General features: G+C 63.7%; 18 protein-coding genes. 3 read left to right on the forward strand and 15 right to left on the reverse strand.

What is annotated here, in order from left to right; genetic code table 11:
- Window positions 1-489 precede the first annotated feature (489 nt).
- The 4 genes from ACJQWL_RS08395 to ACJQWL_RS08410 form a co-directional block, all read right to left on the reverse strand.
- Window positions 490-858 (reverse strand): DUF1622 domain-containing protein, encoded by a 369-nt coding sequence (locus tag ACJQWL_RS08395; protein WP_411300824.1) that lies wholly within the window; start codon window positions 856-858, stop codon window positions 490-492.
- A gap of 319 nt (window positions 859-1,177) precedes the next feature.
- The gene (locus ACJQWL_RS08400; protein WP_330968830.1) at window positions 1,178-1,681 is read right to left on the reverse strand and encodes a hypothetical protein; all 504 of its coding nucleotides are present in this window, start codon (window positions 1,679-1,681) and stop codon (window positions 1,178-1,180) included.
- Window positions 1,682-2,112: 431 nt separating this feature from the next.
- Window positions 2,113-2,490, reverse strand: a complete 378-nt coding sequence (locus ACJQWL_RS08405) for a GNAT family N-acetyltransferase (RefSeq protein ID WP_330968831.1) — start codon at window positions 2,488-2,490, stop codon at window positions 2,113-2,115.
- Between the two features lie 91 nt (window positions 2,491-2,581).
- On the reverse strand, window positions 2,582-3,127 hold the full coding sequence (locus ACJQWL_RS08410; RefSeq protein WP_330968832.1) for a DUF3833 family protein: 546 nt from the start codon (window positions 3,125-3,127) through the stop codon (window positions 2,582-2,584).
- A gap of 587 nt (window positions 3,128-3,714) precedes the next feature.
- Between ACJQWL_RS08410 and ACJQWL_RS08415 the strand changes: the two genes are divergently transcribed.
- Window positions 3,715-5,097, forward strand: a complete 1,383-nt coding sequence (locus tag ACJQWL_RS08415) for an endonuclease (protein WP_330968833.1) — start codon at window positions 3,715-3,717, stop codon at window positions 5,095-5,097.
- An 84-nt stretch (window positions 5,098-5,181) separates the two neighbouring features.
- Here the strand turns inward: ACJQWL_RS08415 and ACJQWL_RS08420 are convergent, their stop codons facing one another.
- The 3 genes from ACJQWL_RS08420 to ACJQWL_RS08430 form a co-directional block, all read right to left on the reverse strand.
- Window positions 5,182-6,555 (reverse strand): alpha/beta hydrolase family protein, encoded by a 1,374-nt coding sequence (locus tag ACJQWL_RS08420; protein ID WP_330968834.1) that lies wholly within the window; start codon window positions 6,553-6,555, stop codon window positions 5,182-5,184.
- 245 nt (window positions 6,556-6,800) lie between these two features.
- The gene (gene chrA / locus ACJQWL_RS08425) at window positions 6,801-8,054 is read right to left on the reverse strand and encodes a chromate efflux transporter (protein ID WP_411300825.1); all 1,254 of its coding nucleotides are present in this window, start codon (window positions 8,052-8,054) and stop codon (window positions 6,801-6,803) included.
- 349 nt (window positions 8,055-8,403) lie between these two features.
- Entirely contained in the window at window positions 8,404-9,192 is a 789-nt protein-coding gene (locus ACJQWL_RS08430) for a hypothetical protein (protein ID WP_411300826.1), read from the reverse strand.
- Between the two features lie 239 nt (window positions 9,193-9,431).
- On the opposite strand from ACJQWL_RS08430, the gene ACJQWL_RS08435 reads away from it, so the two are divergent.
- The gene (locus ACJQWL_RS08435) at window positions 9,432-9,719 is read left to right on the forward strand and encodes a hypothetical protein (protein ID WP_330968837.1); all 288 of its coding nucleotides are present in this window, start codon (window positions 9,432-9,434) and stop codon (window positions 9,717-9,719) included.
- 112 nt (window positions 9,720-9,831) lie between these two features.
- Here the strand turns inward: ACJQWL_RS08435 and ACJQWL_RS08440 are convergent, their stop codons facing one another.
- From ACJQWL_RS08440 to ACJQWL_RS08460, 5 genes are all read right to left on the reverse strand, one after another.
- The gene (locus tag ACJQWL_RS08440) at window positions 9,832-10,287 is read right to left on the reverse strand and encodes a thioesterase family protein (protein WP_330968838.1); all 456 of its coding nucleotides are present in this window, start codon (window positions 10,285-10,287) and stop codon (window positions 9,832-9,834) included.
- Between the two features lie 128 nt (window positions 10,288-10,415).
- Window positions 10,416-10,787: a DUF6404 family protein gene (locus ACJQWL_RS08445; RefSeq protein WP_411300827.1), complete on the reverse strand. Its 372-nt coding sequence runs from the start codon at window positions 10,785-10,787 to the stop codon at window positions 10,416-10,418.
- 184 nt (window positions 10,788-10,971) lie between these two features.
- On the reverse strand, window positions 10,972-11,622 hold the full coding sequence (locus ACJQWL_RS08450) for an alpha/beta hydrolase (protein ID WP_330968840.1): 651 nt from the start codon (window positions 11,620-11,622) through the stop codon (window positions 10,972-10,974).
- Between the two features lie 114 nt (window positions 11,623-11,736).
- Window positions 11,737-12,138 (reverse strand): TonB family protein, encoded by a 402-nt coding sequence (locus ACJQWL_RS08455; RefSeq protein WP_411300828.1) that lies wholly within the window; start codon window positions 12,136-12,138, stop codon window positions 11,737-11,739.
- A gap of 208 nt (window positions 12,139-12,346) precedes the next feature.
- Window positions 12,347-12,649 (reverse strand): hypothetical protein, encoded by a 303-nt coding sequence (locus ACJQWL_RS08460; protein WP_330968841.1) that lies wholly within the window; start codon window positions 12,647-12,649, stop codon window positions 12,347-12,349.
- Between the two features lie 823 nt (window positions 12,650-13,472).
- Between ACJQWL_RS08460 and ACJQWL_RS08465 the strand changes: the two genes are divergently transcribed.
- Complete coding sequence (locus ACJQWL_RS08465) at window positions 13,473-13,790, forward strand: HNH endonuclease (RefSeq protein ID WP_411300849.1); 318 nt, start codon at window positions 13,473-13,475, stop codon at window positions 13,788-13,790.
- 64 nt (window positions 13,791-13,854) lie between these two features.
- Here ACJQWL_RS08465 and ACJQWL_RS08470 read toward each other — a convergent pair whose 3' ends face one another.
- From ACJQWL_RS08470 to dnaE, 3 genes are all read right to left on the reverse strand, one after another.
- Window positions 13,855-14,310, reverse strand: coding sequence for a DUF4410 domain-containing protein (locus tag ACJQWL_RS08470; RefSeq protein ID WP_330968842.1), 456 nt, complete (start codon window positions 14,308-14,310; stop codon window positions 13,855-13,857).
- 1,264 nt (window positions 14,311-15,574) lie between these two features.
- Complete coding sequence (locus ACJQWL_RS08475; protein WP_330968843.1) at window positions 15,575-17,371, reverse strand: ATP-dependent nuclease; 1,797 nt, start codon at window positions 17,369-17,371, stop codon at window positions 15,575-15,577.
- Between the two features lie 19 nt (window positions 17,372-17,390).
- Window positions 17,391-20,927, reverse strand: coding sequence for a DNA polymerase III subunit alpha (gene dnaE / locus ACJQWL_RS08480; RefSeq protein ID WP_411300829.1), 3,537 nt, complete (start codon window positions 20,925-20,927; stop codon window positions 17,391-17,393).
- Window positions 20,928-21,256: the final 329 nt, after the last annotated feature.

The raw sequence follows: 21,256 nt of genomic DNA on the forward strand, positions 1-21,256 counted from the left end.
GCATGGGCCAATGTGCAGAAACGGGAATGGTGGCGGAAAGCTTTAGCTAGACATCCTTAATTGAGGCTTCTCGGGCCGACCTAGGGGCCCAAGGTGTATTGAATCCGGCCGCAATGGAAGCGACGGGGTCAGTATGGTGCCAAGCCGTGACCTGTTTCCCCCTGGCGCTTGCTGGGTTAAGTCGTGCCGCGCAGTGGTATCGGCGAAATGTTAGGCGCCCCGGGTGAAAGAAAAGTAAGTGCCACACCGACGGCACCTGCAGACTGAACGGCGACCCGGGCGAGCGGTGATGGCAGGGCGCTCGATGCCCTGTTCTGGAAACTTCTTTATGGAACCGGGACACGACGCGGAGTTTCAAGGAGGCTTCCGGGTCAGCGCCGCGAACAGTGCAATGCGGGTCGACCCGGTGGAAAGGGGTCGGGACGGCGAGCCGCCTGCGCCTTGTGCCGGGGTCGGACTCGGAGATGCCTGCAGTGCCTTGGGTGGCCGCTAGTCGCGTGGTACCTGTTGTGCGGGGGCCGCATCGCGGGATTGCCAGGGCCACCGGCCCTCCAGCTCCACCTGCAGCGCCATGCTCAGGAAGGTGCGGATCAGCACGATGAGGCCCAGCACCAGTACGCCGTCGAGGGTCGGGCGCACGGCGACCGTACGAATGATGTCGGCGGCCACCAGGAACTCCAGCCCCAGCAGGATCCCGCGTCCGATGTCCTGCCGGAACTGGCGGTACGGATCGGACGAGCTCCCCCAGAAACGGACCGCCCGGACGGCCGCAACCGCCAAACCCAGCACGACGGCGGCCACTCCGATGCCGTCCAGGACTGTTGCCACCCCATCGATTACGTCAGTGAATGTCTGCAAGGTTCCGCCGTGAGTCCGAGTGATCGCACTACAACCCGCGCAGCTGCGACGTTACGCGATAACGCGCACCCTAGAAACCATCGTGCCTTGCTGCCGGGGCGAGGGCCACAGCCTGGCACCAGCAGGCAACGCAGCGTCGACACCGGCGAATATGCCCGGCACCACGCCCAGCCGTACGACCTGGCTGGGCTAGTAGGGACCTCCGGTCCGAGTGAACCGCGCACCCGCACCGCTGCGTTGGCGCACGGCGATGGCAGCCGAACCGCCACACAGAGGACAAAGCCGTGCCACACGTGGTGTTCCGGGCCCGAACGGGCCGTTAGGCCTGTTGCGCCGAAACCTGGTCGATCTTGCCTGCTGACAGGATGTCCTCCGCCAGCATGGGTCTCCGGAGACGCCGGGTTTGCCGCAGGCGACGAAGCGCGCCGCGCGTGTCATACATCAATTGCCAGTGGTAGTAATTGATGTGCTCCAGCATCGCGAATGCCCAGAGACCCGCTCCCCACGCGAGATCGGTGGCGGCGGCTCCGCGCTGGAATGTGAAAACGAGCGCGACCGCCGCCACCGCCAATGCGATGACATTGGACAACCGAAAGAACCGGAACAGGCCGGCAAGCCAAAGGGGCAGCGCTACGCCGCGCGCGTACTGGCGGTACTTCAGTGCCCAGTACAGGGCGCCCTGGACGAGGATGTAGCACACCAGAAGCAGCGGCGGCAGGCGAACGGACCAGGCCACTTCTGCACCGGCGCTCATCCAATAGGCCGGCAGGACGGCCAGCGCGACGGCGGCGATGACCGCTTCCGACGTGCCGAGGTATTTCATGCGTGCGACAAGGTTGGAAATTGATGACATTCGAGATGTACTCCCAAGGAGGCTCGGCGCCTCGGTTCACGGCTTGCGCGGCGCGGCAACTCCCAGGTCGCTCAGGGGCTCGCGTGCGCTGGTGCGGGCAGAAGGATGCGCGCCATCATCTCATTCGTGGTCGACTCCGCATTGATGTTGCCTCCGGTGAATACCTCAATTGGATCCCGCCTGGGAAGGGGATGGACCTTTGGGCCTTTGTTCCCGGGCAGCGTGACGGTCTCTCGCCCCCACGCGGCGCCGGTGGATGTGCTGGTCTGCATCGCGGTGACAGGTGCAGTACTGCACGCCGTTGCAATGCGCGGGGCAATGGCGACTACGAGAGGTCACATATCGCTGCCTGGGCGCTAGCGCCTGAGCTTAACCGCGCCGCGAACCGGCCCGGGGTCGGGTCACTTGCCGGGGCCGACGAGCTCAAGCCGGATCTCCCCACCCGGCGCCATGCCACGCGGCACCCAGCCCTGGGAAAGGTAGAAGCGCTCGGCACGTGTGCCGGGATCAGTGGTCAGCCAGAGGCTTACGTGACCCAGTGACCAGAGCCAGTTGACCATCGCGGCATGGAGCGCCTGGCCGAAACCGCGTCCCTCATGAGCGGGGTCGACAAACATCGCCCACACAGTGCCGGTCCGATAATCGGTCGCAAACGCGAGGACCCGGCCGTCTACTTCGATGACCCATGTGCGGCCCAACGCACCCAGGGCGGCCATGTAATCAGCCTCGGTGATGCGAGAGGGGTCGGAGAGAACGTTCTCGCGCACGGCCTGGCGCACGCGTTGCGTCGCGGGGATATCCGTTGCAGTGGCGGGCCGCGGTATCACGGGTCCTGGCAACGGACTAGGCACCGCCGCGACGCGGCGCTGGCTACAGTGGATTGCCGGATTCGCGGCCGGCACTCTTCCGGATGATGGTTTCCTTCAGGTGGCCCACCGGGATGCCGAACAGCGTGATGACGCCGACGTTGTCGATGGTTCTTCCGTCCGGCAGCAACCTCAGGTCCTGGCGCACGAAGAGCGGGCCCTTGGCCCGATAGTGCAGGGTCAAGCGCGAGCCGGACGTCACTCCCGTGACAGGACCGGCCGCGTCACTGAGCGTGGCGGAGTAGCGACCGGGGCCGACGCTGGTGATCACCCAGACCCGATCCCGGGGCGGTTTTCCCTGGAAGAAAATTCTCTGTTCGAGGCGGAAGGTGCCGTCTGCCTGTGTCCTTCCAAGGCTTTCCACGCGAAAGGGACGTGGCTTTCCAAGCAGGAACGTCAGGGTCCCGTTGCCCTCGCTTTCCCCACTGAAACCGGTCCGGGGAGTGAACTCGATGGGCTTCACCTCGGCCAGCGAGGGGGCGCCCATCAGCAGGGCAGCGCCCGCAACGGCCAGCAGGAATCGAAATTCAGTCACACCTGTCACCTGCATTGGGCCGCGCCGGGAAGCGGCGTCGGCCTGGTCGAATCGCGAGTGGCTGGCTCATCCAGCCACCTCGACTGTACGCCCGCCCCGGCGAGCTCACCCGCCGGGGCGAGAAAATCGATCGGGAGCCCTTGCCAGGCGCTGGGCCAACCTCCGCGCCTTGCATCAGCGCTTCGGGACCTGCCCTTCTGTCATGCCTGGCTCCCCGGTTACATCTGCTCCGCTTCCAGGCCGATGTTGCCACTGTCGCCGCGCCATGGCACCCGCCAGGCGCCCCGGGTCGGGATGCACATGCACCGGGCGCCCCGCCCGTAGTCACATGGCGCACCGCGACCAGGCGTCGACGCCGTCGTGGGCAGGGTGCCCCTGGCCGACGGCCCCATGCCCCGCGGCCACGCCGCGCGCGTTGGCTAAAGAACCTGCCTCCTGGGTCCGGGGGGGATCGGTGGTCCCCTGTCCCGGTTGACCGGACTTTGACCGCGTTCTCCTCTGCTCATTTTGTAACAAACCCTGCATAGCCTCGCCCGGTCTGGCCGCTCCCATGGATGCGACGGCCATGGGTTTCGCCGCTGAGCGGCATATCGGGGAGCACCATGGGGAAGATCGGCACACGGCTGCGCGCCGGCCTGTTCGGGCTGGTGGCATTGGCGACGTCGACGGCGAACGCCGGCGTTTTCATCAACGAGTTCCACTACGACAACAACGGCACCGACACCAACGAGAAGATCGAGGTGATCGCGCCCGCCGGCACCAGCATGACCGGCTGGAAGATCGCCCTCTACAACGGCAGCAACCGTGCGCGCTACGCCACCTTGAGCCTGTCGGGAACGGTTGCCGACCAGTGCGGCGGCTATGGCACCGCGGTGGTCGCCGCGCCGGGCATGCAGAACGGGGCACCCGATGGCCTCGCCCTCATCGATGCCAACGGCACGCTCGTGCAGTTCCTGAGCTATGAGGGCAGCTTCACCGCCAGCGATGGCCCGGCCGCGGGCCGGACCAGCACCATGATATTGCCGTCGGAAACCAGCACTACGCCGGTCGGCTACTCGCTGCAGTTGTCTGGCAGCGGCGCCGCGTATGCCGACTTCAGCTGGCAATCGCCGCGCGCGCATTCGTTTGGCGCCTGCAATGCCGGGCAGAGCTTCAGTGGCGGCAGCACGCCCCCGCCATCCCCCGCGCCGACGGGCTACTACAGCGGCGTCAACACCTCCAGCGCTGCCAACCTGCGTGCCACGCTGCACGCGGTGATCGACGACCACAAGCGCTTCCCCTACACGTCCACCGCGACCGACACCTGGGACGTGCTGGAGTTCGCCGACGAAGACCCGCTCAACGCCAACCGCATCCTCGACATCTACAAGAACGCGTCGTACGCCGAGGTCGGTGGCGGCAACACGTATTACAACCGCGAGCACACCTGGCCCAAGTCGTACGGCTTCCCCACCGATGGCGCGGCCAACTACCCGTACACCGACATGCACATGCTGATGCTGTCCGACAGCAGCTACAACAGCTCGCGCGGCAACAAGCCCTACGGCAACTGCACCTCCAGCTGCACCGAGTATCCGACCCAGTCCTATGCGGGACAGGGCGGCGGCAGCGGGGTGTTTCCCGGCAATTCCAACTGGGCCAACAGCAGCATCTGGCAGACGTGGGGCAAGCTGAAGGGCAACGTTGCGCGCGCACTGCTGTACATGGACGTGCGCTACGAGGGCGGCAAGCACAACGTCACCGGTGTGAACGAGCCGGACCTGCGCCTGACCAACGACCTGGGCCTGATCAAGACCACCAGCGGCAATGCCAGCATCGCCTACATGGGCCTGCTGTCGGTCCTGCTGCAGTGGCATGCGGCCGACCCGGTGACCGAGGCCGAACGCATGCGCAACGACGCGATCTACAGCTACCAGGGCAACCGCAACCCCTTCATCGACCACCCCGAATGGGTGGCGTGCGTGTACCAGAACGTCTGCAACTGAGGCGTATCCAAAACCCCCGGCTGGCCCTTCCGCCAAAGCGGCGGGGCCAGCCGACGCGCCGCCCCGCACCGACGCAGGTACCGATTATCGGGTTGCGTGGAAGGTAGGGTCCGGCCGCTGCTTGGCCGAGGTGACCCGGGCCCGCCCATGGCCGTGGGGCTCCACGGTACCGTCCCGGATGAAGTCCATCGATAGCGAGAGGTAGCCGTCCGCGTACCGGGTCCGCGTGCGGGTGCCGTCGGCCGCCGTGGTGAACTCGGCGATCCCGTGTTCGGTATCGGGAAACACCACGGTGGTGATGGGCTTGCCCTCCGAAGCCAGCACGGCCAGGCGACGCAGCGTTTCGGCGGGGGGCGCCTCGGTATCGTGCTCGGCGATGATCCACATTTGCGGCGCGGTGACCGCGCGCAGCACGGGCATCGGGTCGTGGTCCCACGGGGTCCCCTTGTCCATCCACGGCAGTGCCAGGCGGGACACCCAGGTCGGGTAACGAAGCAGGCTTCCGGTGTATTCGCCCTGCATCACCGGCCACCAGGGCGCCTTGCGGTGCCTGCGCCGCACGTCCCGGAGGTCGGCGAAGGCCACTGCCGACCGCGTTGCCATCACCCGGGCGGTCGCGTCGGTCACTTCCCGCGCCGCCGCGAGCGCCGGCGCCCCGTAACCGGCTGCGGCGAGCTCCTGCATGACCTGCCCGCGGTCCTCGGCAGCCGGGCTCTCGGCAAGACCGTAGGCCACCACCAGGAAGTCGGTGGGCGTCCGGGTTGCCGCGAGCGGTGCCACCCACCCACCCTGGCTGCTGCCATGCAGGCCGATGCGCGCCACGCGGGCGCCGCCAAGACGACGGGCTTCGGACATCGCGGAGACGGCATCGCCCGCAAGCACGTCGAAGTCCTGCGTGTACTTGCCGTCCGATCCGCCCGTTCCGCGCTTGTCATACACGAACACACCTATTCCCTTGGCCGGGAACAGGTGCTGCAGGTGGTAGTAGTCGACGCCGGAGTAACGCTCAGAACCATGGACGAGGACGACCACCGGCGCAGCGCCGCCGCCCTCCGGCATGACCAGGCGACCGCGCAGGGTGACGCCCTCGGCAGCGAAACGCGTGTCGGTGACGTCCAGCGCCACCCGCGTGCCGTCGCGGTTATCGAAAGTGATCCAGCCCTCCCCGCAACCGCCGAACCGCACCGCAAGCGGATCCTCCAGCGGGGTCCACCCCGCCTGCCCGCGCCACATGCCATCGGCGGACCGGGCGAGGGAGCCGGTGCGGCCATCCACGCGGTGCCAGCGCACCACGCCCGGCACGCTGCTGGCATTGATGTCGATGACCTCGCCATCGGCCAGCCGGTAGGCCCCCACGTGGCAGGCCGGCTCGGTGCCGGCATTGCCGCCCGCGAGTGCAGTGCACGGCGTTATCGATGCGGCCAGCGCCAAGACAATGCTGTATGCCTGACTACGCATGTCGCGATTTTCCTTTTGGTGAGAGATCAGTGTCTGGCCGGGCACGACCCAGCAAGGCCGAGCCGAGGGTCCGGTATGGGAGGGGTCTACCGCTTGCATCGGGCCGACCCGCAACGGGCCAGCCGGCGGGTTGTTGCAATGAACAACGACATTCGAGTGAAGCTGCGATCGGGGTTCGGCTTGAACGAATTGTGGGAGCCCGCCTCACCGCGAAGGCCAGCGGCGATCCAGGCCGGAAGGGCTCGTCATGGCCAACCCTGTAGGGCCATGGAACCCCAGCCCCACAGGGCAGCGCCGGCAATAACTGCGGGAATCACCAATCGCGCGTTTGACGCGAACAGGATGCCAAGCACGATCGCGAACAGGATGAGAGTCTCCAGCCCGGTCAGACTCACGCTCAGCAGTGCCAGCGTCGTCGCGGCGATGAGCCCGATCACGCCGGCTGCCACGCCTTCCAGGAATACGCGGATAGAGGGGCGGTGCACGAGGCGCTCGAGGGCGTCGTGGCCGACCAGGGTGAAGGCAAACGCCGGCAGGAAGATTCCGACCGTCATGGCCACTGCGCCCCACGGCCCTCCGCCGAGATAGCCCACGAAGGTGGAGAAGATGATCAGGGGTGCCGGCAGTAGCCCCGACAGGGCAAGACCGTCCAGGAACTGCGCATTGCTCATCCACGCGCCCTGTGTCACCGCGTCGCGCTGGAGGAACGGGATCACGGTGTAGGCGCCACCGAACGTCAGCAGCCCCGCCTTCAGGCCGGACCAGAAGAGCGCCCACAGCGGCATCGTTGGCGAGCCGAGCACATCGCCGCCTGAATCCGACGTGCGGCTTAGCGCATCGAAACCGGCCAACCCGCCCGCATTCCACGAGACTGCAATGACGGCCGCCGCCGCAAGCACGGCCAGACCGACCGCGCCGGCCCGCAGTTTGCGCTGCGACAGCAGGTAGATGCCCCCTGTGACCGACAGGACGATCGCGAAATGAATGCCGGTCAAGTGTGCGCCGGCTGCCAGGATCGCGATCGTCCACAACCACCGGTCCGTGACCACGTGGCCGCCGATGCGGAAGACGGCGCGGACGATCAGTGCCGCCACTGCGACCTGTACCGCTGCGAACACCGCCTGCACGCCCTCGGTCTTGAGCCCGTAGCGCACATACGCCCACGAGAGCGCAAACATCAACAGGAAGCCCGGTAGCATGAAGCCGAGACCGGCCACGATGCCGCCCCAGCGGCCGCGCGAGCGCATGCCGAAGTAGACGCACAGTTCGTGTGCCTCGGGGCCGGGCAGGATCTGGTAGACCGCGAGCACCCGATTGAAGTGCCCACTGCTGATCCAGCGGTCCAGCTCCACCAACTCGTGCCGAATCATTCCAATCTGGGCGACCGGGCCACCCCACGCCAACGCCCCGAAGCGCAGGAAACGCAGGAACAGCTTTAACCAAGGTTCTCGCGGCACCGTGTACTGGCCACCAGTGACTCCTTGGTCAGACGTGGGCACTTGAGGCTGCGAAGACATGGCAATACCGCCCTGTAGTGCGTCGCTCGGCGCCGATCAGGGTATCGCACCTGGCCAACTCCGCCGCAGTGGCGTTCGCGCAACTCCTCGGAGGGCTGTCACGGATGAGTCGCACTGCGAAGCGACGTCGGCTTGCAACGCAGGAGTTGCAAGAGAGAGAAAGCCATCTTCGGAAGTGCGGCATGCGGCGCGGCGTAAAAGCCGCCAATGAAAACACCGGGCAAGCAGTCGCCCCCGTCAGGGCAAGGTCACCCGGGCGGAGAGAGGAGGGGAGGCATCTTTCCACCTCACCCCGTTCGGTTGGAAGCACTGCCTGGTCAGAGTGCAGGTATCAGCAGGACCGGCTGGTCCAGCACGCAGCGCGGTGTGCACAGGAACAGTAAGCCTGGGCGCTTGGTTCCGGCCCGGCCAGCAGCAGGATCGACTGCCATCGGCCATCGTCGGACTGCATGCGCAGGCGCTGCGTGTCGGGCCCGATCATGGCCAGTATTTCCGGCCGAAGCGTGTGCCCGGCCGGCGTGCCGTCATCGAGCAGCGCGCGTACTGCTGCCGGGTCGAGCGTGTCCGCAACCGCGGTGGTGAAGCGGGCCTCCGCGGGATCCGGATCACCGTCGACCGCCGCAAACAGGAGGGCGATCGTGTGGGTGTACATGGTGATGCTGCTGGCATACACCCATTTCGTCTGAGCGCCCCCGGTCAGCAGGTCGCCGGCGTTCGAGCAGACGATGGACGCGTAGCGGGCGAAGCCACCCGGCAGCGAGGGGCGGCTGCCGTCGCACTCAACCAGCTTCAGGCCCTGCTGTCGCTCGTAGACGCGCTGCAACGGGTCCGGCTCGGCGTCCGGCCCGGCCGGTGGGGACGGTGCCACGCCGACTGTCGCCCGACTGGGCCCGGCCTCGGCGGGCACAGGTGGCAACGACTCTTTCGCGCCGTTCGTGGCGGGACCCGCACCGTTGCGGTCGACATGCTCGTTCCGCTGGCCCGGATCATCGCGCTCGGCTACGCGCGGCATCCCCCACGCAGGCAACCGCAGGGAATCCCGGGGCTCGGACACCATATGGACCACCGCATCCGGTGCGATCGCAAAGGCGGCAAGCGGGATGCCGACCAGATAGATCAACACCCTGCCGATCCACGCGCGTCGTCGTGGGCTGTTCAACGAGGGCCTTGCATCGACGGCGGTCGGGACTTGCTGCACATGAGCGGACACTCTCGGGTTTGGATTGCTGGGGAAACTGGGGGTCAGAGTGGCCTTTCTCACTCCAACGCGGGAAAGTGCACTCTGCCCCCTGACTTCCTTCCCGAGTACCCCTTCGACCGACAGTCGGCGGACAGCCCCGGCAGAACTGAGGAATCCCAATGACCCCCTCGACCCATGCATATGTGACGCCTGGCCTTCTGCTGATGATGCTCACAATTTCCGGTTGCGCTACCACGCGGTGCGAGGCGATCGACGAAGACCGGGCGCGGGAACTGGCGCTTGCCCATGCAAACGTGGACCCCGGGAACTGGAGGATCAACGTCACGCACCCCGAAGCATCGTACTGGGTCGTTGGGTTCGTAAACACGGACGACCGGGTCGATGATGCCTTCGCGGTATTCCTTGACGATTGCGGCACAGTGACCCAGCTGAGGGGCTCGCCTTGAGCGTTGAACCTGCCGCCGCCAGGGCGCCTTGAGGACTAAGCAGGGAGCCCACTGTGTTCGCTAGCGCCCGAACCCAGCCGGCTCGCGAAGCGGGATCGGCTTCAATGAACTGTCAGCCGTCAGCAGGCCTGATGCTTGAAGGCAGGGCCTGGAAATCCGGGGTCTCCGGCAATGAGCGCAAAGCGGTTAGCAGGGGGCCGGGAGGCGTGACCAGCTTGCGCAGGGAAAGGTCCAGCCAACCTCCTGCACTGGTCACTCCTGCCGCCAACTGCCCACCGACCCGCCAGAACTCGTTCCTCAGGAGGAAGCGACTGCCGTCGTCCGAGAGTCCCGCCAGGGCCAGGGTGACCCGGAAGGCTTCAAGCAACCGGATCTCGCGGAAGTACTCGATCTCGTCTTTGCGCACGACCGGGCCAATCTGCTGTCGCACGAATTCATCCATGGGGAATCCGTGCTCGGCGAAAAACATCATTCGGGTATCGGCAGATCTATCGAGAAACGCCGTGTTGCGCATGTGGGAGTTGAAATCCATGTCTCCCCAGCCGGCAATGAACTGTTTTTCGAACATTCGACGCCCTCCTTAGATGGTCTGGCGGCTGATGCCTGGGTCAAGCGACCGCCATGTGGGAACCGGGAGTGGGAGAGGAACAACGTCAGCAACACAACCCGACGAAGCGGTTCCGCTGGAACGAATCGTCAGGTGCGCAGCCGGCTCGCCCCGAACGCCGACCAGGCGCCCAGCCCATGCTTGCGGGCAAGGCGGCGGGTGAACCCTGCCACGATGAGGCCGAAGAAAGCGCCCGTTGCCATGGCTACCACACCTGCCTCATCGAGCGACATGGTGCGTACGCCCCTGTTGCCCATGTACCAGGCGAAAGACCCGAACAGCACGCCGAAGACCGTGCCACTGAAAAGCGCGAGCGACAGGAAGCGCATGTAGAGCGGGGGTGGGAGCTCAACGCCCCACGACCAGAGCAGCTCCCAGAGGGGAGGCGACGCAGTGCCCGGCCCAATGCCCTTCTCATCCATCAGGCGCTTGTAGGCTTCAATCTTGCGAGCGTGTGTCATGTGCACCTGGAAGTTGGGTTGGGCCGTACCGCGAGGCGGCATCGGAAGAGCGGGGTGAGGTTCCACCGGAAGCGAGACGGACCTGCTGGGTTGCTTCAACCCCGACCAAAAACTGGCTGAGAACTGAGGTCAGGGTGGCTATTCTCACTCATGCACGGGAACGTGCCTCCCACCCTTTTTTCCGTTAGTCGCCGCCGTGCACCCAATTCAGTACTGGGTCCACCCACGCGGGGAGCGGCATATAAAACGCACCATGCCATTTGCCGGTCGAAATCTTGATCTCCTTGAAGGACCGCGGCTGTTCGGGCTGGTCCGCGAGGGGCATGCAACTCCCCGCTAACGTGTCGCTTGCCTCATAGACTGAAAGTATGCGGCCGGTGAGTCGGATATTCGGCGGGGTGGACCCGCCAGGGCAAGCTGCGAGCAGCACGAAGCGGACTTGCGGCCGCCGCAGAAAGCTGGAAACGCGCGTTGCGATCCCGCCGCCCTTCGAGAAGCCAGCGACAACGATGTTTCCGGGTGGAACGCCGCGATCAATCAAATCTTCGACCTGAGAGACAACAGCGCCGGCATACTTGTTCATATCTGTTCCACGCGGTCGCTGGGCCGAAATGACCACTGCTCCCCGGGATGAAAGAGCCTCCAGTACGGCGGGATAGTCGTAGAGCCCGTAGCGTATATCGGTGGGGCGAGGCCCGGAATTCTCGATGATTCGCCCGTGCAGGTAGATCAGGTAGATCTTCGTGGGCTCAGTAGATTCAGGTACGTCGGTATAGACGACGCTCGCATGTGCCGGCATGAAGAACGTGAGCAAAATCAAAGGCCAGGCTTTCATCGATTTCTCCACGGCGGATAACGCTCAGCAGACGAGAACGGGGGTCAGGAGAACGGGGGTCAGAGTGGCCGTTCTCACCCGTGCACAGGAAAGTGCACTTGACCCTTGGTTTCCCTACCTGACCTTAAATTCGAACGTCTGTCGTACACGGGCAGCTATGGGTACGCCGCCCTTCGTAGCAGGCTGGTAAACCCATTCCTTCATCGTAATGATTGCGTGGTTGGCGTACTTCTCGTCTGTGGCGCTTTGTATTTCGAAATCTTTGGGTCGGCCGTCCTCGCCAATGGTGTAGGTGATTACGGAGGTCCCGGACTTCTTAGAGAGCACTAGGGATACTGGATAGATAGGAGCTTTGCCTTTCAGGAGCTTCGGCGGCGTGTCCCAATCGGAGCTTTCCGAGCCGACTATACGACTGGTATCAAGGCTCGTGTTGGCTCTCGTGCTCGGTGGGTGCCCAGTGGCTACGCAGCCCGAAGCAGCAGCGAAAAGGGGCAGTGCAAAGGCTTTCCAGTTCACGTGTAATCTCCATTGTCATCTATTAACGAAGCCGGTTTCAGAGTGTCCTTTCTCATGCACGCGAAAGTGCACTCCAGAGGGGCTTTCCACTCATGCACGGGAAAGCGCACTCTGACCCTTGTTCTCGTTAGGCGCGAAGCCAGAAATTAAGGCGGAAAGAATCTGATGAACTTTGTTGAAGGGGATGCGCAGCGATCTTTGCAACTGCTCATTCCACGTTCTCTGCGCTTTCGGTCTTCTTCTTAAGTAGCTCGCTTACGCCAAAAATGCAAAACATAGCGCCGATTCCATAGAAGGCAATGTCGTTTCCGATGTATCCCGCAATCAGAAACAGGATGCCGGGGGCGGCCCCGAACAGAGCCCGGGCATATCGAGTCGAAGCGGTAGAACTCATAGCGTTGCTCCTATCAGATTGTGCAGGCATGTCAGAGCGGTCTAACGGCTGAATTAAGCCGACCCGCAGCGCGAAGAAGAGCAGGGTAAAAGCTCGGGTCAGAGTGGCCTTTTTCACTCATGCACGGGAATGTGCACTCTGACCCCTGTTTTGCCTGTTTCAGCAACGTAGTGCGTATGAGCGCCACAAAAAGTCGACTCTGACCCCTGTTTTGACTCCTGTTTTGGGGTCGGTCCCTGGCTATCTACGGTGTCGGCAGGCGGGGGGCGAACTTGAACAAGGCCCACATTGAGGGCAGTCCGAGGGGCTATCCACCATGCGGGTCAGGAAAACGCGGTTGGGGTCCGCCTCGTAGTCGCCGAAGGGCGGGCAGGTGACGAAGCCGTGTGACGCGTACAGCCGGTGCGCGGGCGCGAAGTACCGCCTGGATGCATCGGTGCACCGCGCCCCGAGAAGCGCGTGACCGCGAGACGTCCACATGTGCACGGTTGCAAACGTGTCGGCCCAGTCGTCGAGCGGCGGCAGTTCGGGCCACGGCGCGTTGGACTCGTTCATTCGCCTGCTCCTTCCGTCCACGATGTGCAGTCAGGGTGCTACAGAACCGGGGGCGCTACAAAACCGGGGCCAGCGTGGTCTTTCTCTCTCGTTGGCGGGAAAGGGCACTCTGACCCCTGTTTCACCATTTGCTTGTCGGAGCGCCACGACCTCGGTATAAGGCTCTGCAACTGCTCGGGTCTACCTGGCAGCCAGTCCTGTAATCGCTTATCAGCGCCTGGACACGTACCGGTGAGATGCCTCTCGTCGGGTTCCGCTGCCTTCCATTTCGGAAGGCGATTGAGCCCTATCGATCGAGACCTCGCCGATGAGCAAATCCTTATCCAGACTCCGCGCCCGCGCATACAGTGCGCAAGGACATCGCTGCTTTTACTGCCGCTGCTTCATGTGGCTAGGCAGTGCCGACACGTTCTGTACTCAATTCCGCCTTAGGTCCGGGCAGGTGCTCGCGCTTCAATGCACCGCGGAGCATCTCGTGGCACGTCAGGACGGGGGCACTGACTGCCGCGAGAACGTCGTTGCGGCCTGCCGGTGGTGCAACCGGAGGCGACATGCTCGACCGAAGGCAATGCCGGTGGACAAGTACAGAGACCATGTCGCGTGGCGAGTGAAGCAGGGGCGGTGGCATGGCTTCGACGCTGCGAGTAAGGGCCTGGTCGACTTGTCACTCCTTGAAGAAGCGCGTAACCGCAAGGACGCCTGAAGAAAAGAGGGCCGCCCAACAGGCGGCCCTACCTATCCAGTGCGGCACCAGACCTTTATTGCCGTCAGGACGCCTTGAGGCGGGCGACCAGTTCCTCGGCGTGCTTCTGCATTAGCCCGTCGGTGGTGCCCCACGCGGTGGAGTTGAATGTCTCGACGTCGAAGTTGCCGACCTGCGCGCCGCCCGCGTCCGTAACGCGGACGCTGCTGACGATCTTGTCACGGCCGGCCATGATGCCGGCCCAGAACCGCGCGCCGTTGGAGCGCACGTAGTAGTGCTTCACCACCACCTCGATCTTCGGATTGGCGGTGCCGGCATCGATCAAGCCCGCCTGGCGCAGGTGCGACTGGATGACCCCGTCCAGCCGTGCGATCCCCTCGTGGTCGTCCCCGCCCTGGTTGGAGAACGCATACGCATACACCTGGTCCGCCGGCGCGCGGTGCGCCTGGTGCACGGTGCTGGTGGTGGAGCAGGCGGCGAGCAGCAGAATGCCGACCGTAATGGCCACAGATCGAAACATGTGAATCCCCCTGTTGAAGTAACAACGACTACTGCGAAAAATCGACTCTGACCCCTGTTTTGGATTCGAAGGGGTAGAACTCATAGCGTTGCTCCTATCAGATTGTGCAGGCATGTCAGAGCGGCCTAACGCCTGAATTAAGCCGACCCGCAGCGCGAAGAAGAGCGGGGTAAAAGCTCGGGTCAGAGTGGCCTTTCTCACTCATGCACGGGAATGTGCACTCTGACCCCTGTTTTTGCTGTTTTGCTTTTACCCGGGCTTGGCCGGTCGTCGGCTCTGTACTCGCTACTCAACTCGCATCCTATTTTGTGGATGCGGCTATTAAAAATGCCAGTCTCGGTCACGTCAGAGAAAGTCTACTCTGACCCCTGTTTCCCCTGTTTCCAAACGCGGGCAGTCTAACCTGGCTCGTTGTTTTTTTTATCCTTTCGCGCGATCAGAAAGCTCGCCGAGGAGTACGCCGTAACGCGGAGCGTATGAGTCACAGAAAAGCTGGACGTCAGCAACCAGCTGTCCGCTATTTACGTCCGGCAAAAGAACTACTCGATGAAGCTGCCCATCATGCGCGTCTGGTGGATACGTAAGTGTGCCGACGTAGTCGCCAATATGAGTATTTGTGCCCAGTATTACATCTCGGATTGGCGAAGGCCCCTTTATCAAAGACAAGGCCCCCGTTGCGGCTGCCATTCCCAAGCCGATCTTGGCCACCATGCGTGCGAATTGCGCGGGATGAGTACTGACAGAAGGCTTGATGGCGGACGCGCTAAGTTCTCGTAGTACAGAAGCAGGATCCGCGCCGAAAGAAACGGTGGCGATTCCAACTACATCAATGCCTGGCTTGGATGGTTGTCCAGTCGCTAGCCTAGCGGGCGCGAAGTCGGGGAACGGTACAAGGATTGGATACCTATCTAACGGCAGCTCAACCGTTACTTCACCGCCTCCCCGAACGATCACCAGTGGATAGGTCGCCGGCGCATCCTTGTGCTTGCGCCGGGACTGCAGTGCCCGGAAGACGCGCACTGGCCTTAGCTCGCCACGCAATATTGCTCGTTCAACGCGACTTGTTTCGGTAGCGCAACGAAGGCAGCTTGCGTCCGGTAGTTCTAGGGTGCCACCAAGTCCGAAAGGCACAATGTGCTCAGTGGTGAGGCCCTCCAGTGAGTCGCAGTATATGCAACTGCCGTACGGAGGGTATCGTCTTCTTTCAAGCTTCTCGAGCGACGGGTAGGGATCTGCCACAGCTACCTCCTTGCGCTACGAGCCCTCAACTGTCCGCGCTGAGCAAGCCATACAGTTCAAGAACTGTTTGTCGCAACGGAAGCAAGATGTCAGGTTGGTGCTCTGATTTTTCGATTAGCCAATCGGAGAATGAATCTTTTGCCTCCGGAGTGGGCGCGAATATGTATAGCCTCTGCGCCTCGTCGCCAGCCAGTCGCGATGAAAAGCGCGGATACAGCTCGGGTGTAAGCAAATCAGTAAAAGGGGATTCACCGAGTTCATATGCTCCCTCACTCAGCGCTTGAAGACGAGTCTCTCTAGAAAATATGTTCTCCATGGTTCCAGGCCAAGCGCTTTGAGGGATGCCTAGACTCGTCATCTCTTCTAAGAATTCGTCGGGAAGCCACAATCTGCACCACCAAGTCTTGTTGGAGTTGTGGACAACCCACTTTCCACCCCGAGCAGTGAGCTTTCCGTCCTTGCGAAGACTCCTCCCCTCGCCATCGTTATCAACAAGTACATACAACCTTCGGGCGGGGGCTAGTGTTCGTAGCACAGTTCCATTGGCTTCCAGGCTTTGCATTTTTGTAGTGCCCGCGCACGGCACCAAGCGAAGGGGGTGCTCCTCACCCACAAAGACCTTCCAGGCCGCCAGCAAAAGCCTCGCGTCTGTTTCGCCCTCCACAAACAATATCGGAGTGCCAGATTCTTTTGCCTTTTCGACAAGGGCGGATGACTCGTTCTCCAAGTGTTGAATCTTTTGAGATGCTTCATCCAAGTAGGAGCTAATGACTGCGAGGTGAGGTGTTTCCCCCATCAGGTCAGCTGGCAGAGAGGCGGCGTCTAGGCCGCTAATTTGCTTTAAGGTCGAAATAGGCTTGGTGTATCCTTCGGGCGACTTCTTACTGACGAAGTACTTCTTAAGCCCGTCCTGATCAAGCCTGAAGAATGCAGGGCTGTGGCTTGTGAGGAAAATCTGCTTGTTTGAGGACTTGCTGAATTCAAGAAACCGGTTCGCCTCATGTATCGCGGCCGCAAGCTCTAATGAATTCTCGGGCTCCTCGAAACCCCAAATATGATAGTCCTCGCTGCCCCTGTCTGAGAGGAAGGCTAGGATTTCTGGGATGTGCCTGACTTGTACGCCGTCACCGCGCTGCAGCGTCAATGAGTAGGAATCCCCCTGCTCACTTGTGGTCTCAAAATCCAATGAGCGAAAAAGCTCAGTGAGATCTGTTGGGGGTGCGATCGTACTTGCGATACCCAGCGTTCCCAGAATACCTTGGCTCAGCTGAGCAGTCTTGTCCTTGAGTTCGCCAGAGAAGGAGTCGAGAGAATCGTTGAATTCCTGCTGGCTTGAGAGAACCGAGTAAACCTTGCCCAAAAGTCTCTCGAAGATGGTTCTATCTTTGATGGCGGGAACGTAGTGAAACTTTACTTTATTAAAAAAGCGGGTTAAATAGTGCTGTTTAGTGGCGTCAACCGAATTTTCGAAACCGGGCTCGGATTGTTTGTGAACACTCCATTGCTTCTTTACCCAAAAGGTGTCCCCCAGAGAGTTGCGCCAATTTGACGGCGAAATGAAATGAATTTTTATGTAGACGAATTTTCGAGCCCCTTGACTGCCAGCCGCTTCTTCCGCCCGGCAATGATTGAAGTCGCGATCAAAGTTAAAGGCAAGCTCTGGGTTAGTGTGCCCTTCAAAGAACAGATTCAGAGCACGAAGAAAGTTGCTCTTTCCACTATCATTTCGTCCAAAGAAGACAGTTAAGCCTTCGAGGTCTGAAATGCTCTCTTTATAGATAGAACGGAAATATGCAACTTCTACTCGTTCGATTAGTTTCACTTGCCCCTTCCCCTTTTCCTTACCCCCAAGGCCGCCCCAAAGCCAACTTAACCGCCATCACCCCCGGCACCGCCCGCAACACGTCCATCAATTCCGCATCCACCCGTACGGAACTGGTGCCATTGAGATCGAGCATACCCGCCGCCCCCGGCCGCAGCAGGTCCAGCCGCAGCGGCGTCCCCCCGGGGCGGTGTTTCGAAAGCAGCGCATCCACCCGGTCCCAGATCCCCGGCACCCGCAGGTCCAACCGCAGCGACAACCGCTTGGCGTGCTGGGAGCAGATGTGGCTGTAGTCCCAGCAGCGCATCGCTTTGAGGGCGAAGCCGCCACTGAAGGCGTCCTCGCGCAGGCCGCCCTGGATGACCAGCAGGCGGTCGCGGGTCAGCAGGGGGGCGAACTCGGCGTAGGTCTCGCCGAAGAAGGCGCATTCCAGGCGGCCGCGGCCGTCCTCGATCTGCACGAACATCTGGCTGTCGCCCTTCTTGCGCAGGGCGACCACCTGGCCGGCGACGACGGTGTCCACTTCCGGGCGCCAGCCGCCGCGGGCGCTGTCGGGGCGGGTGGCCCAGATCTTTTCCAGGTCGCCCAGGTCATGGCCGGTGAGGGCGTGCAGTTCGTCACGGCAGGGGTCGAACGGGTGGCCGCTGAGGTAGTGGCCCAGGGTGTCGCGCTCGCCGTTGAGCACCTGGGCCAGCGGGTATTCGTCGGTTTCCGGCAGCTCGATGTGCAGCGCCGGCGCGGCGGTTTCCCCACCGCCGAACAGTGACACCTGGCCGGCGGCGCGCTCGCGTGCCAGCTGGTCGGTGGCGCGCAGCACTTCGGGCAGCTGCAGCATCAGGCTGGCGCGGTTCTTCCCCAGCGCGTCCAGCGCGCCGGCCAGGGTCAGTGCTTCCAGGGCGCGGCGGTTGAGCTTGCCGTTGTCCACGCGCTTGCAGAATTCCAGCAGGTCGCCGAAGCGGCCGGCGCCGTCCTTGGATGGACCGCCGCGCGCTTCCACGATGGCCTCGCAGGCGCCGCGGCCCACGCCCTTCACCGCGCCCAGGCCGTAGCGGATGGTGTCCGGGGAGGTGGCTTCGAACATGTACGCCGAGACGTCCACGTCCGGCGGCAGCACGGTCAGGCCCATCACCCGGCACTCGTCCAGGAAGCCGGTGACCTTGTCGGTGTTGTCCATGTCCGAGGACAGCACGGCGGCCATGAACTCGGCCGGGTAGTGCACCTTCAGCCACGCGGTCTGGTAGGCGACCAGTGCGTAGGCGGCCGAGTGCGACTTGTTGAAGCCGTACTCGGCGAACTTCTCCATCAAATCGAAGATGGGCGTGGCCACGTTGGGGCCGATGCCGCGCTCTGCGCAGCCGGCCTCGAACTTGGCGCGCTCCTTGGCCATCTCCTCGGGCTTCTTCTTGCCCATCGCACGGCGCAGCATGTCCGCGCCGCCCAGCGTGTAGCCGGCCAGGACCTGGGCGATCTGCATCACCTGTTCCTGGTAGACGATCACGCCGTAGGTCGGGCTGAGCACCGGCTCCAGCAGCGGGTGCGGGTAGCTGACCCGGGTGTCGCCGTGCTTGCGGTCGACCCATTCGCGGTCCATCCCGCTGCCCAGCGGGCCGGGGCGGAACAGCGCCGCCAGCGCGATGATGTCCTCGAAGACATCGGGCCGGGCGCGCTTGAGCAACTCGCGCATGCCGCGCGATTCGAACTGGAACACGGCGACGGTGTCGCCGCGGGCGAACAGCTCGTAGCTGGCGACGTCGTCCAGCGGCAGCGCGGTGATGTCGAGCGGGGCCTCGGCGGCGGCGGCGCGGCGTTGGTTGATGGCCTTCACCGCCCAGTCGATGATCGTCAGCGTGCGCAGGCCGAGGAAGTCGAACTTCACCAGCCCTACGGCTTCCACGTCGTCCTTGTCGAACTGGGTGACCGGGCTCTTGCCGCGGCCTTCGCCGTCGTGTTCGGCGAACAGCGGGCAGAAGTCGCTCAGCGGGCTGGGCGCGATGACCACGCCGCCGGCGTGCTTGCCGGCGTTGCGGGTGAGGTCTTCCAGCTGCCGGGCCAGGTCGAGCAGGTCGCGGACATCTTCCTCGCTGTGGTAGCGGGCGATGAGGTCGCCCGATGCCAGCTCGGTGTTCTTGCGCGCGGCCTCCGATTCGCCCAGCGCGTCGTCCAGGCAGATGCCCAGGGTGTTGGGGATGAGCTTGGCGATGCCGTCGACGAAGCCGTACGGGTGGCCCAGCACGCGCCCGGTGTCGCGCACCACGGCCTTGGCCGCCATGGTGCCGTAGGTGATGATCTGGCTGACGCGGTCGCGGCCGTAGGTGCGCGCGACGTAGTCGATGACCTCGTCGCGGCGGTCCATGCAGAAGTCGATGTCGAAGTCGGGCATCGACACGCGTTCGGGATTGAGGAAGCGCTCGAACAGCAGGTCATAGGGCAGCGGGTCCAGGTCGGTGATGCCCAGCGCCCACGCCACCAGCGAGCCCGCGCCCGAGCCGCGCCCGGGGCCCACCGGAATGCCCTGCGCCTTACCCCAGTTGATGAAGTCCGCAACGATCAGGAAGTAGCCGGGGAACCCCATCGAGATGATGACGTCCAGCTCGGTGTCCAGCCGCGCGGTGTAGTCCTCGCGGGTGTGGCCTTCCGCCAGCGGGGCCTTTAGCAGCCGCTTGTCCAGGCCCTCGTGCGCCTGGCTGCGCAGCCACGATTCGATGGTGTGGTCGTCGGGCACCGGGAAGGCGGGCAGGTAGTAGGTGCCCAGCTTCATCTCGACGTTGCAGCGCGTGGCCAGCGCCAGTGCGTTGTCGACCGCGTCGGGCACATCGCCGAAGAGCGCGCGCATCTCGTCGCAGGACTTCAGGTACTGCTCGGGCGTGTAGTCCTTGGGGCGCTTGGGGTCGTCCAGCACCCGGCCGGAGGCAATGCACACGCGTGCTTCGTGAGCGTCGAAGCCTTCGCGGTCGAGGAACCGGGTGTCGTTGGTCGCCACCACCGGCAGCCCGCGCTTGGCCGACAGGTGCAGGGCGAGGCTGTTGTAGGCGTCTTCGCCATCGCGCCCGGTGCGGGTGAGTTCCAGGAACAGGCGGTCGTCGAACACGCCCTGCCAGTCGGCGACGGCGGCCTCGGCCAGCTCGTGCCGGCCGCCCTGGGCCAGGCGCCCGGGCAGGCTGTGCACGCCGGCCAGCGCGAACAGGCCGTCGTTGTCCTCGCGCAGCCAGTCCGGGCGCAGGATCACGCCGTCGTGGCGGTGGCCCTCCATCCACATCCGCGTGAGCAGGCGCGACAGGGTGAGGTAGCCCTCGTGGTCGCGGCACAGCACGGTCAGGCGGGTGGGCGATTCGTTGCCGTCGGCCAGCGCCAGGTCGGCGCCGAGGATCGGCTTGATGCCGGCGCCCTCGGCCTTCTTGTAGAACTGCACCGCCGCGAACAGGTTGTTGATGTCGGTCAGCGCCACGGCCGGCTGGCCCAGCGCCACGCAGCGCTTGACCAGCTCGCCGACGCGGATGGTGGAGTCGGCCAGCGAGAACTCGCTGTGCAGGTGGAGGTGGACGAAGGGTGCGGACATGCCTGCCTTGCGATGCGGCCGGCCGATGCCGGGCCCGGGACGGCGGCAGGCGGCGTGCGAGCGGGCAGGTTAGCAGCCCGGTCCGGGGGTACAAGGCTTGACAGCTGGGCGGGTTGGGCCACGCCCGCGGGGCCGGTGTTTCCCGAAGGTTGCCGGCGCTTGCAGGAGCGGCTTCAGCCGCGATGCCCCGCGTCGGGCGCGCCGGGTGGGTTGTCTGTAGGAGCGACGTAAGTCGCGACCGGATCCCGGTGTGCGGCGCACGTCGAGGGTGGCGCGGGTATCCGGGGTTGCGCGGTCGCGACTTACGTCGCTCCTACAAGGGGGTGGTG

The organism is Novilysobacter viscosus (assembly GCF_046600715.1).
Taxonomy (GTDB): domain Bacteria; phylum Pseudomonadota; class Gammaproteobacteria; order Xanthomonadales; family Xanthomonadaceae; genus Lysobacter_C; species Lysobacter_C viscosus.

What these genes read in the sequence shown, in the direction of transcription:
- ACJQWL_RS08400 (WP_330968830.1), bottom strand. Translation starts at nt 1,681, where the DNA reads ATGAAATACCTCGGCACGTCGGAAGCGGTCATCGCCGCCGTCGCGCTG.
- ACJQWL_RS08410 (WP_330968832.1), bottom strand. Translation starts at nt 3,127, where the DNA reads ATGCAGGTGACAGGTGTGACTGAATTTCGATTCCTGCTGGCCGTTGCG.
- ACJQWL_RS08415 (WP_330968833.1), top strand. Translation starts at nt 3,715, where the DNA reads ATGGGGAAGATCGGCACACGGCTGCGCGCCGGCCTGTTCGGGCTGGTG.
- ACJQWL_RS08420 (WP_330968834.1), bottom strand. Translation starts at nt 6,555, where the DNA reads ATGCGTAGTCAGGCATACAGCATTGTCTTGGCGCTGGCCGCATCGATA.
- ACJQWL_RS08435 (WP_330968837.1), top strand. Translation starts at nt 9,432, where the DNA reads ATGACCCCCTCGACCCATGCATATGTGACGCCTGGCCTTCTGCTGATG.
- ACJQWL_RS08440 (WP_330968838.1), bottom strand. Translation starts at nt 10,287, where the DNA reads ATGTTCGAAAAACAGTTCATTGCCGGCTGGGGAGACATGGATTTCAAC.
- ACJQWL_RS08445 (WP_411300827.1), bottom strand. Translation starts at nt 10,787, where the DNA reads ATGACACACGCTCGCAAGATTGAAGCCTACAAGCGCCTGATGGATGAG.
- ACJQWL_RS08450 (WP_330968840.1), bottom strand. Translation starts at nt 11,622, where the DNA reads ATGAAAGCCTGGCCTTTGATTTTGCTCACGTTCTTCATGCCGGCACAT.
- ACJQWL_RS08465 (WP_411300849.1), top strand. Translation starts at nt 13,473, where the DNA reads ATGTGGCTAGGCAGTGCCGACACGTTCTGTACTCAATTCCGCCTTAGG.
- ACJQWL_RS08470 (WP_330968842.1), bottom strand. Translation starts at nt 14,310, where the DNA reads ATGTTTCGATCTGTGGCCATTACGGTCGGCATTCTGCTGCTCGCCGCC.
- dnaE (WP_411300829.1), bottom strand. Translation starts at nt 20,927, where the DNA reads ATGTCCGCACCCTTCGTCCACCTCCACCTGCACAGCGAGTTCTCGCTG.